Source organism: Chryseobacterium sp. MIQD13 (genome assembly GCF_050496705.1).
Classification (GTDB): domain Bacteria; phylum Bacteroidota; class Bacteroidia; order Flavobacteriales; family Weeksellaceae; genus Chryseobacterium.
This window is the reverse complement of record NZ_JBNWAF010000002.1, coordinates 397367-413573: the sequence shown is the minus strand read 5'-3', so window position 1 is coordinate 413573 and position 16207 is coordinate 397367. Positions and strand designations below refer to the sequence as shown.

Below are 16207 nucleotides of genomic sequence, written 5' to 3'. Positions count from 1 at the left end.
GTTTTAAATATAAAGGACTCATGAAATACTTAAATGACTTTTTTGATTTAAGCTCTACAAGCATTTTGTACTATTTATTCCTTGCAGGATTATATTACTGGTTATGTTATATTTTATTTAAAAAAGCATTGTATAATGCTAAAATCCAACAGAAAGAAATAAAAAAAGCAGATATTATAAGAGAAATTTCCCACTCTGTGATTTCATCTTTTATAATGACATTTTTAATTTTATTGGTAACTCATAGCTCTTTGAAACAATATACCATGATCTACAAAAATATCAGTGATTATTCCCTGTACTGGCTGATTGGTAGTATTTTCGTAGGGCTGTTTATTCATGATACTTATTTTTACTGGATGCATAGGATATTACATCATGAAAAGATTTTTAAATATGTACATCTTATCCATCACAAATCCACAAATCCCAGTCCCTTTGCAGCTTATTCATTTCATATTGCAGAAGCTGTTGCGGAAGGGTTGATTGTGCCGATTTTACTGTTTGTCATTCCTTTACATTCCATCAGTGTTTATATATTTATTATAAGCGCTTTGGTCATCAATATTTATGGACATTTAGGCTATGAAATTGCTCCGAAATGGCTGAGGAACTCTTTTCTTTTTAATATCTTCAATACATCAGTATACCACAACCTGCATCATAATAAATTTAAAGGAAATTATGGGTTGTATTTTAGATTTTGGGATAAAGTAATGAAAACCGAAAATCCGGATTATGTAAAGACTTATGACCGCATCCAGGAAAAACGGTTCGGAAAACAGAGTTAGATATACTGTTTCACATCATCAAGCACATTCATAATAAAAGAAAGAGGTAAATCCTTTTCCATATCAATCAAAAAGATTTTAAACTTCTTTCTGCCCTCCTGAATAAGTTCAGGATAATTAAGCCTGTCTCCATGATAAAAGCTTATGTAATGCTGCTTATGCTTTTTGCTGTAATACAGATAGCACAGCATTTTCTTTTTATACTTAAAAAAAGGCAGTCCAAAGCTGAATGTTTCCGAAATATGTTCAGGATCAGATTCCAGGATCATCTTCCTTAAAAACAAAAGAGTACTTCTTTCAGGTTCTTCGATTCTGTAGAAATACTCTTGTATAGGATTCATTTAAATGAATTTTAATTCAATAAACGATTGATTAGTCAAAATTCTGAAGCTCCACCAGTTTGTGGTACATTCCTTTCTTGCTGATCAGATCGTGATGTGTTCCCTGTTCCACTACAATTCCTTTCTCCATCACTACAATCCAGTCCGCTTTTTGAATCGTTGAAAGTCGGTGGGCAATAACCAGAGATGTTCTGTTTTCCATCATCTTGTCCAAAGCATCCTGTACAAATCTCTCAGATTCCGTATCCAGGGCAGAAGTGGCTTCGTCAAGAATCATCACCGGCGGGTTTTTCAATACTGCTCTGGCAATGGAAACTCTCTGTTTCTGACCTCCGGAAAGCTTATTTCCATCATCGCCGATATTGGAATCGTAGCCTTCAGGAAGACCGGAAATAAAGGTATCTGCATTGGCAATCTTTGCGGCCTCAATTACTTCTTCTCTTGTAGCATCAGGTTTACCCATCAGAATATTATTGTAAACCGAATCATTGAATAATACGGATTCCTGGGTTACCATTCCCAGAAGCTGACGGTATTCCTTTAATTTTAAATGCTTGATATCTGTTCCGTCAATTAAGATTTCACCCTCATTTACATCATAGAATCTTGCTAAAAGGTTGGCAATTGTAGTTTTTCCGCTTCCGCTCTGCCCTACAAGAGCTATGGTTTTTCCTTTCGGAATGATCAGAGAGAAATTTTTAAGGATAACATTGTCTTTATCGTAATAGAATCCAATGTTTTTGAATTCAATCTGGTTGTTCAATGTAGAAATGGAAACAGGTTCTGCAATTTCTTCCACCTTTAAATCATAGTCAAGAACTTCAGCTACTCTTTCCAGACTCGCCATACCTCCCTGAATGGAAGAAATTGCACTGGAAAGCTTTTTTGCAGGATCCAGAATCTGGAAAAACATCCCGATGAAAACCAGGAAAGCCTGAGGTTTCATAGTCTGCTCCTCTAAAATCTGAGTTCCGGCATACCAAGTGATAATAAGAATGGTAACCGAACCAAGGAATTCGCTCATAGGAGATGCCAGTTCTCTTTTTCGGCTCATATCTATAGCGAAATTCTGCCAGTTGGTCGTCGTTTCGTTAAATCTGTTTTTAAGAATCTTATCCGCATTGAAGATCTTGATCACTTTAGAAGATTTTAACGTTTCGTCTACTAATGAGAAAAGATTTCCGAGCTCAGCCTGGGCAAAATGTGCCTGTTTTTTTAAGCTTTTTCCTGTCCATGAGATCAGTAGGCCCATAACCGGGAAAACCACCAGTGAAAACAGGGTCAGCTGGGGAGACAGTAAAAATAAAGCAATCAATGATGAAATGATCATGAACGGAGCATTGATAATATCTACCAGTACACCCATAATTCCGCCTTCTACACCCCCGATATCATTGGAAATCCTGGACATCATATCTCCCTTTCTCTGTTCAGTAAAGAATGAAACAGGAAGCTGCAGGAATTTATTATACATCGCGGTACGAAGATCCCGGGTAATTCCCACACGGTAATTAACCAAAAGGAAAGCCCCGATATATCTGAAAATATTTCTTAATAAAAATGAAAGTCCCGTAATCGCACACAGAACAGCAAGTACATAAACAGCACCATGCTGATCAATCTGTGTCTGAACAAAATAATACGCTTTGTCTTTAATATAATTGAAATAGTCGCCGAAAGCCCCGCTCCATACCGGTTCTTTTGTCTGTTTTTCAATCGTACCGAACATTAATCCCAAAATAGGAAGCATTGTTCCCACGGATAAAATATTCAGTAAAGAGTACAGGATATTGAAAAACATACTTCCGAAAAGGTATTTTTGATGCGGTTTCGCGAAATAAAGTATTCTTTGTAATGGTTTCATTCAATGAAAAATTGGATAGCAAAATTACGTAAAATTAAAGGAAAAGACGTTCTTAATCCTGTTTTACTTTAATTAATATGTTTCAGTTCATCCTCTTTTGTTACAAACGTTTGTTTAATTTTTAATGATCAGAAGAGTTCCGGGCATGAAAAAACCGCCATTCCGGCGGTGTATTAAAGTTATTTAGAATTTTACTTTGTCATTATATTTAGGAGCAAAATTTTGTGGGGTCAGTTTTTCTAAAGTTTTTCCGACATTATTGATGATAGTCGTTAAATTATCAAAATCCACCACGTGCATATCATCACTTTCATTATGATAATGGGAAGCTTTCGTCATATCGACTGTAGAAAATGAGTGTGCAATAATCTTTTTCTTTACAAAGCTTACATTATCTGATCTGTAGAATAATTTTTGGGTAGCATACGGATCCGAATTAATTTTTAACCCGTTTGCTGCATACTTATTAAAAAGCTCATCGAAATCTGAAAATTCATCACCTGTCATGAACAATGCATTTTTTCCGAACTGAGATTCTGTAGCCACCATTTCAAAATTGAAAAGGGCCGTCATATTATTATATATCTTATCTAAATTGGTGTCTTTAGAAATAGCTCTTGATCCCAGCATCCCTTTCTCTTCCCCGTTGAAAGCCATGAAAACCATTGAGAAATCAGGGTTTTTATTTCTGAAATAATCGGCAATACCCGTTAAGGTGGTAATTCCACTGGCATCGTCATCTGCACCGTTATAAATATTGTCTCCTGTTTTATTACTTGTCCCGATGTGGTCAAAGTGTCCTGAGAACCCTAAGTATTTATCCGTTTTTCCTTTTTTGATACCACACACATTATAAGCTTTCTTTCCTTCATAATCAAAAGGGATCAGATAGGAATTTCCTGTACAGTATTCAAGATTGTTTTCCTTAAAAAGCTTTGCAATATATTCTGCGGCCTTATCATTTTCCGGAGTTCCGATCTCGCGGCCCTTCATTTCATCTGAAGCCAGTGTTGAAAGAATAGTCGTTACTCTTTCCTTTGAAACTTCCTGTGCAAATGTGAATGCAGAGAAGAATGACAGGGCAAGGTAGGTTAGTTTTTTCATTTTGATACAAAATTTACAGGATCAGTCGTATTCTTAACGGAAATGTTGCATGAAATGGTATAAATTTAATCTTTAAAGTAAAAATTATTCTAGAGAAGGGTAGGTTTGATCCATTAAGAAATTTTAAGTTGTTAAGTGAAATTAAGATTATTATTTGTGTTTTAAGTTTTCCGTGAAATTGTTTTAAACGCAATGCTTCATATTGAACATGTATTATTTTAAGTTGGGCAAAGATGTCAGCTCTGCCGTTTATTAAGTGACCTGATTAATACGAATGCTTACTCAGATCAATCGAAGATTGATTTTTTCTTTGCACCCTAAAGTATATACTATTAAAATAAAACTTTGCGTTTAAATAAATCTGGACATAAAAAAAACAGCCCCTTTCGGAACTGTTCTCACTCAAAAAATCGTTGTAAGGCTATCGAAGTCGGTCTACAGATTTTACGAGCCTCTCATCTCTTCGGATAAATATATTTGCAATAAGCAGACATATTACCGCAATCAATGGGAAAATCGGCTCAATACCCTTCTCAGGAATCTGAATTCCTCCGGATAAGTTTAGTAACCAGTACGCCAATACACCAATCAACAAAACGTTTATAATGATGCTGAACGTATTCAGCAAAATTTGTCTTTTCCTGTTTTTAAAACTGAAAATACTCAATGCTCCTGCCAAAACAAGGGCAATACAGCTGATATCAACAACCGGAATTTGGCCAAAAACATCAACATCCTGTCCTGTAATGAAAAGGGAAACAGCAGCCAAAACTGCCAAAAGAGTCCATATAGTCTGTATTCTTTGTAACATTGATTATTAAATACCCGGCAAAAATAACATAAATTTTGCACAATTCAAAAATAAGTGTAGATTTGCATTATACATATGTACTTGAAAATAAAAGTCGCCGGACTTACTTTTCTTACTCACAATTAATTACATTTTTACATTAAGTATGTTTAACATAGAAACGTTAAGGTCAAAATCCGTAACGGAACTGACTAAAATCTTAAAAGATTTAGGCGTTAAAGTTGCTAGAAACAGCAATGATAATGATAAGATCTTTGCCGTTCTTGACTTTCAGGCTTCTAATCCTAAAGTTGCAAAAGATTATTTCAACGCCACAGAAACCAGTATGAATACTGAAGAACAACAGGCAGAAAAACCTGCCAAGGCCCCTGTAAAGAAAGCAGCGCCTAAAAGACAACCTGCCAAACCCAAAGCAGAAGTAAAAGCACCAGCTGAAGAAACCCCCAAAGTTGAGGTGAAAGCAGAAGAAAAAGTGCAGACTGCTGAAGAAACAAGACAGGAAGAGCCTAAAACTGAAATAGCTTCCACTTCTGAAGAAAACAATCCGGTACAGGCTAAGAAAAAAAGAAAAAGAGTGACTGCCAATACAGGCAATACAGAAACTCCACAAGAAAGAGCAGAAGCTCCTAAAAATGCAGAATCCCAACAATCTGCTCCATCAGAAGAAAAGCCGAATATTCCTCAATCTCAGGCTAGATCCCAACAAAAAGGGCACAATAATCCGCAAAACAGCGGAAACCAGCATAAAAACCAAAATCAACATCAGAACCAGAATCCAAACCAAAACCAGCACAGACAACATGCTGAAAAGGCTGAGGAACAGCATTCTGAACAGAGAAAAGAATTCAATTTCGATGGAATGGTGAGCATTGAAGGTGTTTTAGAGATCCTTCCGGATAACTACGGATTCCTTCGTTCATCAGATTTCAGCTATATTTCTTCTCCTGATGATGTGTACGTTTCTACTGCACAAATCAGAAATTTTGGTCTTAAAACCGGAGATACCGTTAAAGGAATTGTAAGGCTTCCGAAAGAAGGCGAAAAATATTTTTCATTGCTGAAACCTACGGAAGTAAACGGACGCGATCTTGCATTCATCAAAGACCGTGTTGCATTTGAATATTTAACTCCACTTTTCCCTGAAGAAAAATTTAATCTTGCAGGAAGTGAGTCTACGCTTTCAACAAGAATCGTTGATCTTTTCGCACCAATAGGGAAAGGGCAGAGAGCAATGATCGTAGCCCAGCCTAAAACAGGTAAAACAATGCTGCTTAAAGATATTGCCAACTCTATTGCAGCCAATCACCCTGAAGTATATATGATGGTCCTTCTGATCGACGAACGTCCTGAAGAAGTTACTGATATGGAAAGAAGTGTAAATGCTGAAGTTATTGCATCTACATTTGATGAAGCGGCAGACAAGCATGTAAAAGTGGCTAACCTTGTTTTGGCAAAAGCTCAGAGAATGGTGGAATGTGGTCATGATGTAGTAATTCTACTGGATTCCATTACAAGATTGGCAAGAGCTTACAATACCGTTACACCTGCTTCTGGTAAAGTATTATCAGGTGGGGTAGATGCCAATGCACTTCACAAGCCGAAAAGATTTTTCGGGGCAGCCAGAAAAATTGAAGGAGGTGGTTCATTAACTATTATTGCTACAGCACTTATTGATACAGGTTCCAAAATGGATGAGGTGATCTTTGAGGAATTCAAAGGTACAGGAAACATGGAACTTCAGCTTGACAGAAAAATTGCGAACAGAAGAATTTATCCTGCTATTGATCTTGTGGCTTCAAGCACGCGTAGAGATGATCTTCTTTTAGATGAGGTTACTTCCCAGAGAATGTGGATTTTAAGAAAATATCTTTCTGAAATGAATCCTGTGGAAGCAATGGAATTTGTAAATAAAAACATCAGAGGAACTTTAAATAATGAAGAATTCCTGATGTCTATGAATAAATAGATTAATTTAATTGTTTGTTAAAGAAAGCACGGGGATCAGTGATCTTCGTGCTTTTTCATTACTGCAACGTGACATTGAGGAGGTTTTAAAGAAATTAAGAACAATCCCAAAAGTTTTTTAAACGCAAAGTTTACAATTTAAACTGTACTATTTTAAGAAGAGCAAAGATGCCGGCTTCGCCGTTGATTAAGCAATAGGATAATACGAACGCTTATTCAATCAATCAAAGATTGATTTTTTACTTTGCATCCTTAAAATAGTACAGTTTAAATTGTAAACTTTGCGTTTAAAAAATCACAAGTTTTAAAATGTATGCAGCATTGCAATGACTCATCATTTCTTTACTTTAAAAAATTAATTCATTCTAAATCAATATATCAATGTTAAAGATTTATTAAAGTAATCCCCAGTTTTTGATAGTAGCTTAAATAATGGCTAAATTTGGATATAACATTAAAAATAAAAATTATGTCATTTGAATTACCTAAATTAGGATATGCATACGATGCATTGGAGCCTACTATTGATGCAAGAACTATGGAAATCCACCATACCAAACACCACCAGGCATATATTGACAATTTAAATAAAGCAATCGAAGGAACTGAATTGGCAGGAAAAACTATTGAGGAGATCTGCCAGACAGGAACTGACAAACCAGCAGTAAGAAATAACGGAGGAGGACACTTCAATCACTCTTTATTCTGGGAGATTTTAACTCCGGGCGGAAGCAAAGAGCCTGTAGGAAACGTAAAAGCTGCAATCGAAAATTATGGAGGTATTGAAAAATTCAAAACTGATTTTTCTGAGGCTGCTAAAACAAGATTCGGTTCAGGATGGGCTTGGTTGGTTAAAAATTCTGACGGTTCTGTATCTGTGTCTTCTACTCCAAACCAGGATAACCCGTTAATGCCTGTTGCAGATGTTAAAGGAACTCCGGTTTTAGGACTTGACGTTTGGGAGCATGCTTATTATTTAAATTACCAAAACAGAAGACCGGATTATGTTTCAGCATTCTTTGCTGTTGTAAACTGGGACAAAGTGGAGGAATTATTCAACAAATAATTTTCAGCTATTATAAAAATAAAAGGTTCAGAAGAAATTCTGAACCTTTTATTTTGTTTACAGATCATATAAAATCTTAACGGCTTAAAAGAAATGCTCTATCTCACAGCATCACTTCCCGAAAGGCCATTCATTTTCAGACCATATTTCCAGCTGACATAAGCGAAAACCTGATACAGCTTATATTCAAATTTGATCCCGTAATTTTCTCTTGGATCATAATCTATTCCTGATTCTATAATATTCCTGTATTTTCCTGAATTGTAATAAGAATTCCATTCAGAAACCAGGAATGCATTTTTTGTTTTCAGATAAGATTCCGAATACTGGCTCATTGGCTTGGCTATTGCATTCAGAAAATAATCAAACTGAGTATCAATTACGGTAACATCCCATTCTCCATCTTCATTTTTGGAAGGCCTCATTTCTGATTTTTCTTCATCCTTTTTAGGTCTGTCCTGGGAAAGACAGCTGAAAGGAATACATGCGAAGAAAAACAGGATAATAAGATTTTTCATAATAAAAACATTGTATAATAAATAAGCACTCAAAATGAGTGCCTAAGTTTATTTTTTATGGTTCTTTCTGAAGAACTACAAATGCCGGAAAGTGATCACTGTATCCTCCTGTAAACCGGTCTCCGTCCCAGGATCTGAAAGGATAGCCTCTATAGCTTCCTTCTTTGTTCACCAGATAAGCCGGAGCAAAGATTTCTGCTTTATATACTGAATACTCTTTTGTTACCTGATCGGATATTACGTTTTTAGAAACGATGATCTGGTCGAAAAGGTTTGGTGCATCCTGATAGGCCAGTGAAGCAATTCCTTTTTTATACAAAGGATACATCAGATTAAGATAAGGTGTAGTTTCGCTCAGGTCCTTAGGACTTGGAACAGCTTTTAAATAGTTCTTTAAACTTGCACTTACAGGATCATCATTGAAGTCACCCATTGCAAAAAGCTTAGTAGCAGGATCTGCAGCTCTTACACTGTCCATCTGCTGCTTCAATAAAGCTGCTGCTGCATTTCTTTTAGGTAATGAAACGGCTTCACCACCTCTTCTTGAAGGCCAGTGATTCATAAAAAACGCTACTTTTTCGTTATCAAGGAAACCTGTTACCACCAAAATATCTCTTGTATATTCCCTCTTGCCGTCGTCTCCGAAAACTTTCAATTCTTTTTTCAATGAATTGGTTGGTGTGAATCTTCTTTTCTGATAAATTAAAGCCACATCAATCCCTCTGTAATCATAAGAGTTATAATGGATGATTCCGTAGTCGTATTTGGCAAGAACAGGCTGCTTTACCAAATCTTCAATAACCTGTCTGTTTTCAACTTCTATAAGTCCAACTACTGCAGGTGCGGTTTTGGTATATTGTGCACCCAATTCAGAAATTACTTTAGCTTCATTGGCAAGTTTTGCTTTATAAACTTTGGTATTATAGTTTTTACCGCTGCTGGGTGTGAATTCTTCAGAACCGCCTTGGTATCTTACAACTTTTTTGCCTTTTAAGGCATCGTCGCTCCAGGGCCCCTCATATTTTTCTGCTTCTAAAAATTTGACGGAATCAATGGGAATACTTCTGTGGAAAGCAGGATTTCGGATATCTTTTGTTCCATCAATATAATCTGCGGAACGGATGGTATCCCAAAGGTTTTCCACATTCAAAAAGCCAACAGTAGCTACTTTTCTAAGCTTTCCCTGCTGTGCAAAAGCCATTATTGAAAAAACAACAGCTATAAAACTCATATATCTCTTCATCCTGTAGAGTATTAAATTATTTAAACGACAAATTTACTTTTTTTTAATTCAATGATTTTAAATATTTGTAAATTTAAAACAATATAAAACAAATCTCTTATATAATGAATCATAAAAGGTTGCAATGTTAAGAAAAAACAATGTTAAAAAAATTGGAAATTCTAAATTTTGATTAAATTTGTGCCCCCAACTTTTAAAACGTTGAGAATTAAGAAGAAAAGTATTAAAAAAAATAATATACTCATGATTAAAAAACTATCATTAGTCTCTTTATTTACTTTACTTCCTGCCTCTTTTTATTTTGCGCAGACTACTGTGTTTGCGTATCTTAAGGATGCAGAAGGAAAACCTGTTGAAAGGGCAGAAGTAGATCTTAAAGGGAGCGAAAATGATGTAACGGCTGACAAAATTGGATACTTCCAGTTTGTAGACCTTCAGCCGGGCCATTATCAAATTATGATTACGAAACCAAACTTCGAAACCAAAATGATGGAGTTTGACGTAGCTGATGAGAAAAGAAAGGATCTGGGAATCATTACCCTGTATTCTACTCTTACAAGCGCAGATCAGGGATTGGCGATTATAGATAATGATGACGACGATAGTAACAGCAGTGGACAGGCTTCTACGGTAGGATTACTTCAGTCTTCTCAGGATATCTTCAGCAGAATTGCTGCGTTTGACTTAGGATTTTACTGGTTCCGTCCAAGAGGAATTGACGGAAGAACGGGTGAATCTATGCTGAACGGTGTTTCCATGGTAAAATCTGATAATGGTAATGTAGACTTCAGCAACTGGGGTGGTCTGAACGAGATTACGAGATATCCGGAAATCGCGTCTAACCATTCTCCGTCTGAATATGCTTTTGGTGGAAACAGCTCTGTTGTTTACAAAAACACAAAAGCAAGTGAGTATAGAAAAGGATTCCAGTTTACCCAGTCTTTGACTAACAGAAATTACAGAAACAGAACTTCTTTACGCTATTCTTCAGGAATGAGCAAAAAAGGATGGGCGTTTACAGTAATGGGAGCAAGAAGATGGGCTGAAGAAGGAATTCAGGAAGGAACTTTTTATGATGCTTATGGAGCTTATCTTGGGGTAGAAAAGAAGTTCAGCGACAGCCATACGATGACTTTCAACTTTATCGGGGCACCTTACAGAAGATCCACGGCAAGTCCAAGTACTCAGGAAGTATATGATTACAGAGGGGTGCATTATAATTCTTACTGGGGATGGCAGGACGGAGAAAAGAGAAGCGAAAGAGTGCGAAGAGGATTCCAGCCGCTTTTCCAGATCCAGGACTTCTGGAAGATTAATAAGAATTCCAGCCTTTGGACTACAGCGTCTTATCAGTTTGGAAAAGATAAAGGTTCACGTTTAGACTGGAACGGAGTGGTGAATCCATCTCCAACATATTACAGAAATTTACCAAGTTATTATATTAACAGTATTATTTATAATTCGGTTAATGGAACTGTGTCTGATCCAATGCAGTATAATACACTTTGGGATGCATATAACACAAGCTTGTCCAACTGGCAGAATGGAGATCCTAATGTTACTCAGATCAACTGGGGACAGATCTATGCCAACAACCAGAAAAGCGATGCTGCAGACCAGGCCGAAATGGCACGTCTTTATGGATTATCAGGAAAACGCTCAAAGGTATATCTGGTAGATGATGTAAGTGACGATAAAATCTTCAATGCAGGAACACACTATACTTATAATTTTAATGACCGTACGAAGTTTATTCTGAATGTTTCCTATCAGAACTACAAGTCTGAACTTTACCGTGAAATGAAAGATCTTTTAGGTGGTGATTATGCTATAGGTGTAGATCCGTTTAAGGAATCTGCCAAACCTGGTTCTACAGGATACTATAATACTTTAAATCCTGATATTCAGCTACAGGTAGGTGACCGTATGACTTACAACTATATCCTGAGAAGACAGGAGGCAAAAGTAAATCCGGGACTGAAATTCTCTACAGGTAATTTCGACGTATTTGTTTCTGCACTGGCAGGATATTCTACTTCAAACAGAGAGGGGCTTTTCAAGCATTATCTGTATGAAAACTCTTATGGAAAAAGTAAAGATTACAATTTCTGGAACTTCGGTTTGAAAGGACAGATTGTTTACCGTATCAACGGGCGTAATTTCTTAGTATATAATGGTGCGGTATACAATCAGGCGCCATACCTTGAGGATCTGTTTATTAATCCTAGAATTAATGCACTTGTTAACCCTAACATCAGAAGTACCGTTTATACAGCCAATGATTTAAGCTATGTGATCAATACTCCTTTCCTTAAACTAAGAGCATCAGGATATATTGTAGATACACAGAATGAAACCAATGTACAGAGATTCTTTGCAGACGGAATCCAGTTGAGCAGCACCAACCCTGACGGATCTGTTTCCCAGGTACAGAGTGCATTCGTTACTCAGGTGATGTCCAATGTTGAGAAAAGAAATATGGGTGTTGAATTAGGTGTTGATGTAAAAGTTATTCCTACTTTATCTTTACAGGGTCTTGCAAGTTTAGGTCAGTATACTTACAGAAACAATCCTGAAGTATATTTGGTTTCTGATGCATCAGGAAGCAGCGTGACTTCTTTTGGAAAGGCTTATCTGGAAGATTATAAGCAGGGAGGTACTCCGCAGAGAGCTTTCTCATTAGGATTCAGATATAACAATCCGAAATACTGGTGGGTAGGTGCGAACTGGAACTATTTTGATAATAATTATCTTGATCCGGCTCCGGCTTTAAGAACGAATAACTTTATTCAGAACCCGTATTCAAGTACTCCTTATATTGGTCTTACAGAAAGTGATGTACGTGATATGCTGAAACCGGTAGAACTTCCTTCCGCATTTTTCTTAAATGCCAATGCAGGGAAATCATTCATGATTGGAAAGTATTATATATTATTAACAGCTTCTGTAAATAATATCTTAAACAACAGAAGATTCATTACCGGAGGTTTCGAACAGACAAGAGAAACGAAAGCTATGGATTTTGCTTATGATTACTATAGCCCTAAGCCTTCTTTCGGACCGAAATACTGGTACACTCAGGGACGCTCTTACTTTGTTAACTTACAATTCAGATTCTAATAAAATAAAAAAAAATAATAATGAATAATTTCACTAACTTTTTCAAAACGGCATTTGTAGCAGTAGGTGTACTGTCGGCATTGTCTTCTTGTGTAAAGAATGATGATTGGGATACCCCTCCGATCGCTTGTTCAAATAAGTTTGGAGATCCTACCATTTCAATGGCAGACTTCGCTGCTCAGGCTCCTGCTACAGGATATAAACTGATCACTACAGATCAGATCTTTGACGGGTATATCGTTTCTTCTGATGCTCAGGGAAATTTCTATAAAACAATCTCTTTCCAGGATAAAACAGTAAACCCTACAGTAGGTCTTCAGATTGAAGTGGATAAGGCAAGTAACTTTGCAGATTTCCCGGTAGGTGCACACATCAGAATTAATGCAAAAGGATTACGTATAGGACTTGACAGAGGAGCGATTAAAATCGGTTCTGAAGATCCAAACTTTGCGATCGGTAGAATTCCTCAGGCATTGGTTGGAAGGTATATGTCAGGAGTATGTGGTGGAAACGGTTTGGATATCCAGACTATTATTCCTACGAAACTTAACTCACTGAACGATGCAAAACAGGCTAATTTGATCAATACATTGGTTACTGTTTCTGACGTACAGTTCAATATTGGAGAAATCTTCCCGGTTCAGAAAAAATATCTTGACTATGATGCAGGAAACCAAGGTTTAGATACAGATAGAAATATTGAAGATAAACTGGGAGGTACTGCAGTAATCAGAAACTCAGGATTCTTTAAAAGTGGAGGAGAACTGCTGCCAAAAGGAAGCGGAACGATTACTTTCGTAGTAAGCAGATACAATACAACATGGCAGATGCTGATCAGAAGCTTATCTGATATTAATTTCAGCGGAACAAGAGTAGATTCAACGCCACCTAAAGGAGGTACTGCTATTACTTATTCAGGTTCTTTCCTTGAGAATTTTGAAAGTTATGCTACCACTCCGGCCAACCTTGAAGTATATCCTAAATATGTAAATGATGCAGTATTAGGAAACAGATACTGGCAGTTAAAAACTTTCAACAGTAATAAATATATTCAGTTGGGAGCTAATTCAGGTTCAGGAAACTATTTAACCTATTTCGCAGTACCGGTTGACTTTACAGCTGCCAATTCTTTGAAATTTGATGTTAATGTTGGCTTCTGGAACGGAGATGCTTTAAAAGTATATTACACAACCAATTATACTCCACTTGGAGATATTACTGCGGCAACAAAAACAGATATTACCTCTGCATTTACAATTCCGCAGACACCCGTGAGCGGTTACGGTACATTAGCTCCTGCGGGAACTTATAACATACCTGCTACATTAACCGGTAACGGATTCATCTTATTTGAATATACAGGAGCATCAACTGGTGTTACTACTACAGTTCAATTAGATAATATTCAGGTACAATAATTGATACCGGATATTTTAAATACAGACCGTCTTTATAAGGCGGTCTTTTTATTTTCTGTTTAGAATGATACTTTATTCGCCTCTTTGCCTTTCTGGAAACCAAGTGATTCCTTGAATATGAAGTTATTCACTTCTGAGATGCATTTTTACCTCATATTCAATATCACTCTTATCATATTTAAACGGTATGTTGGGTAATGACCAGCTAATGTCATAATAATCATAGTTTTTATGAATATGATATTTTTCCAGGGAATCTGTAATATCAAATTTGTCTAATATTAAATATCCGTTCCTGATATTCGTAGAATCATATACAACAAGATATTTTCTTCCCTGAATAAATTCTCCGTTCTGATGACCATTTCTAATAGTATCTCCATATCTGAACTCAAAGTCATTTCCTTTTGCATATCTCCTGTCTCCATAATAGCCGGAAGTAATTTGTCCTACAGTATATTTAGGATTTTCAAGGATTACTACGGTGGGTGGTCTTATAGCCTTATATTTAAGATAGTAGGCTGTCCAGCCGATGGAAGAAATTATTAGTATTAGCATTGTAATTTTGCGGTTCATTACATCATTATTATATTAACTGATGATAAAATAAGTAATTTATTTTAAAATCTTGTACAAAAAAAACCACCGCATCTGCAGTGGTTTATACTTTTAAATTATTCTGTTTAGAACGAAACTTCATTCACCTCTTTTCCTCTCTGGAAGTTCATTACTTTTAAGTTCCCTTTATAGGCAATACTTACAACATTACTTTGCTTAGGAAAAGCACTCAGAAGAATCGTATTTTTAATCTTCAAGGTATTGATGTCGGAAACTCCTCCGGTCTCAAAATATACCCATACCGTTTCTCCGTTTACCTGACTTCCGGTGAATGTTATAGTTTTCGGAGAGCCATTGACGTACACATCAAAATTATTATTTACATATTTTTTTACTTCTGCCTCAAATCCTGCTGTACTTGGATTTATCTTAATAGCATCAGAAATATGGTTGGTATTTATTTTTGTGGTAAACTTCAATGTCTTGCTTCCGTCTATATAATCAACTTTGGTCATTGAAGAGAAAAAGTCTACATACATAAAACTCATTAACACAAAAAATGTTAAAATTCCTGATATATATAAAAGTTTTTTCATCTTAATTAATAGATTTACAATCATACTTGCTTTATAAAGGTCACAAATAATATGCCAATTAGAAATTTACATTCACAGAATATTTATCATAGAATGCTTTGATGTGTGCTACAGCCTCGTCAGCAGTGTCTACCACTCTGTATAAGTCCAGGTCATCTTCAGCAATCATTCCTTCTTTTACCAGGGTTGCTTTGAACCAATCCAGTAATCCACTCCAGAACTCACTTCCTACCAGAACAATTGGAAATCTGCCAATTTTATTAGTCTGAATCAGGGTTAATGCTTCTGTAAGTTCATCCAGGGTACCAAATCCTCCCGGCATTACTACAAACCCCTGAGAATATTTTACAAACATTACTTTTCTTACAAAAAAGTAATCGAAATTCATAGAATAAGACTTATTGATATATGGGTTGAAATGCTGTTCAAACGGCAGATCAATATTAAGCCCGATGGATCTTCCCTGAGCATTAAAAGCACCTTTATTCCCAGCCTCCATGATTCCCGGTCCGCCTCCGGTGATAATTCCGAAGCCTAATTTGGTAATCTTTTCAGCAATTTCCACGGCCATTTCATAATACCTGCTTTCAGGCTTCAGCCTTGCAGAACCAAATATAGAAACACAAGGTCCTATCTTGGCAAGCTTTTCATAGCCGTCTACAAATTCAGCCATTACTTTGAAAACCATCCAGCTGTCTTTAGTGATGGTTTCGTCCCAGGTTTTCTGTCTGAGACTGTTGTGAAGTTTTGTTTCGTTTATATCTAGTGCAGGATTTACTAAACTTTCATCCCTGTTTTCATCCAATTCCATT

At 36.3% G+C, this 16207-nt stretch carries 14 protein-coding genes; 5 read left to right on the top strand and 9 right to left on the bottom strand.

Annotated elements, in window-relative coordinates; translation table 11 throughout:
• Positions 1 to 20 precede the first annotated feature (20 nt).
• Positions 21 to 791: a sterol desaturase family protein gene (locus ACQWU4_RS08935; protein ID WP_429935423.1), complete on the top strand. Its 771-nt coding sequence runs from the start codon at positions 21 to 23 to the stop codon at positions 789 to 791.
• Here the strand turns inward: ACQWU4_RS08935 and ACQWU4_RS08930 are convergent.
• From ACQWU4_RS08930 to ACQWU4_RS08915, 4 genes are all read right to left on the bottom strand, one after another.
• A complete protein-coding gene (locus ACQWU4_RS08930) occupies positions 788 to 1132 on the bottom strand; it encodes a DUF1801 domain-containing protein (RefSeq protein WP_429935422.1) in 345 nt (114 codons plus the stop codon). The two genes, ACQWU4_RS08935 and ACQWU4_RS08930, sit on opposite strands and share 4 nt — an antisense overlap.
• Before the next feature lie 31 nt (positions 1133 to 1163).
• On the bottom strand, positions 1164 to 2996 hold the full coding sequence (locus ACQWU4_RS08925; RefSeq protein ID WP_429935421.1) for an ABC transporter ATP-binding protein: 1833 nt from the start codon (positions 2994 to 2996) through the stop codon (positions 1164 to 1166).
• A gap of 183 nt (positions 2997 to 3179) precedes the next feature.
• Positions 3180 to 4100: a M28 family metallopeptidase gene (locus ACQWU4_RS08920; RefSeq protein ID WP_429935420.1), complete on the bottom strand. Its 921-nt coding sequence runs from the start codon at positions 4098 to 4100 to the stop codon at positions 3180 to 3182.
• A 421-nt stretch (positions 4101 to 4521) separates the two neighbouring features.
• A complete protein-coding gene (locus ACQWU4_RS08915) occupies positions 4522 to 4911 on the bottom strand; it encodes a DUF4293 domain-containing protein (protein ID WP_429935419.1) in 390 nt (129 codons plus the stop codon).
• Between the two features lie 145 nt (positions 4912 to 5056).
• Here ACQWU4_RS08915 and rho point away from each other — a divergent pair, with 145 nt between their 5' ends.
• Together rho and ACQWU4_RS08905 are read left to right on the top strand one after the other, a co-directional pair.
• Positions 5057 to 6877: a transcription termination factor Rho gene (rho, locus tag ACQWU4_RS08910; RefSeq protein WP_429935418.1), complete on the top strand. Its 1821-nt coding sequence runs from the start codon at positions 5057 to 5059 to the stop codon at positions 6875 to 6877.
• A 468-nt stretch (positions 6878 to 7345) separates the two neighbouring features.
• Entirely contained in the window at positions 7346 to 7942 is a 597-nt protein-coding gene (locus ACQWU4_RS08905; protein ID WP_429935417.1) for a superoxide dismutase, read from the top strand.
• 98 nt (positions 7943 to 8040) lie between these two features.
• Here the strand turns inward: ACQWU4_RS08905 and ACQWU4_RS08900 are convergent, their stop codons facing one another.
• Positions 8041 to 8460 (bottom strand): DUF6146 family protein, encoded by a 420-nt coding sequence (locus ACQWU4_RS08900; protein WP_429935416.1) that lies wholly within the window; start codon positions 8458 to 8460, stop codon positions 8041 to 8043.
• A gap of 55 nt (positions 8461 to 8515) precedes the next feature.
• On the bottom strand, positions 8516 to 9703 hold the full coding sequence (locus tag ACQWU4_RS08895) for an endonuclease (RefSeq protein WP_429935415.1): 1188 nt from the start codon (positions 9701 to 9703) through the stop codon (positions 8516 to 8518).
• A 243-nt stretch (positions 9704 to 9946) separates the two neighbouring features.
• Here ACQWU4_RS08895 and ACQWU4_RS08890 point away from each other — a divergent pair, with 243 nt between their 5' ends.
• Positions 9947 to 12823 carry a carboxypeptidase regulatory-like domain-containing protein gene (locus ACQWU4_RS08890; protein WP_429935414.1) on the top strand — a complete coding sequence of 959 codons (2877 nt, stop codon included), beginning with the start codon at positions 9947 to 9949 and terminating at the stop codon, positions 12821 to 12823.
• A gap of 20 nt (positions 12824 to 12843) precedes the next feature.
• The gene (locus ACQWU4_RS08885; protein ID WP_429935413.1) at positions 12844 to 14241 is read left to right on the top strand and encodes a DUF5689 domain-containing protein; all 1398 of its coding nucleotides are present in this window, start codon (positions 12844 to 12846) and stop codon (positions 14239 to 14241) included.
• A 123-nt stretch (positions 14242 to 14364) separates the two neighbouring features.
• Here the strand turns inward: ACQWU4_RS08885 and ACQWU4_RS08880 are convergent, their stop codons facing one another.
• From ACQWU4_RS08880 to ACQWU4_RS08870, 3 genes are all read right to left on the bottom strand, one after another.
• A complete protein-coding gene (locus ACQWU4_RS08880; RefSeq protein ID WP_429935412.1) occupies positions 14365 to 14799 on the bottom strand; it encodes a hypothetical protein in 435 nt (144 codons plus the stop codon).
• A 125-nt stretch (positions 14800 to 14924) separates the two neighbouring features.
• Positions 14925 to 15395, bottom strand: a complete 471-nt coding sequence (locus ACQWU4_RS08875) for a DUF6702 family protein (RefSeq protein WP_429935411.1) — start codon at positions 15393 to 15395, stop codon at positions 14925 to 14927.
• Between the two features lie 58 nt (positions 15396 to 15453).
• Positions 15454 to 16206 carry a TIGR00730 family Rossman fold protein gene (locus ACQWU4_RS08870; protein WP_429935410.1) on the bottom strand — a complete coding sequence of 251 codons (753 nt, stop codon included), beginning with the start codon at positions 16204 to 16206 and terminating at the stop codon, positions 15454 to 15456.
• Position 16207 lies beyond the last annotated feature (1 nt).